At 42.4% G+C, this 229-nt stretch carries 1 pseudogene; it reads right to left on the bottom strand.

Going from position 1 to position 229, the window contains the following annotated elements:
• Window positions 1-229: pseudogene (locus CWC04_RS19920) on the bottom strand (cation:dicarboxylate symporter family transporter); the annotation flags it as partial.

Below are 229 nucleotides of genomic sequence, written 5' to 3'. Positions count from 1 at the left end.
CATTACTACCCCTAACATCAAAATAAACGGCAGCATCCCCATTAAAGAAGGTACTTCCCTGCTTGGCGATACAAACATAACGGCCATTGCACACGTCACAATCGTAATGGTAGAACCAGATAAATGGATAGTACCGAACATTGGCACTCAAAAGTTTGCTACATCTTCTTTTTCGTTATTTGCTTTGCTAGATTGCAAAGACACCGGAATGTTTGCCGCGCTCGACATT

This window comes from Pseudoalteromonas sp. S2893 (assembly GCF_005887105.1).
GTDB classification, from domain to species: domain Bacteria; phylum Pseudomonadota; class Gammaproteobacteria; order Enterobacterales; family Alteromonadaceae; genus Pseudoalteromonas; species Pseudoalteromonas atlantica.
The sequence above is the reverse complement of the archived record's forward strand: the minus strand, read 5'-3'. Positions and strand labels throughout refer to the sequence as shown.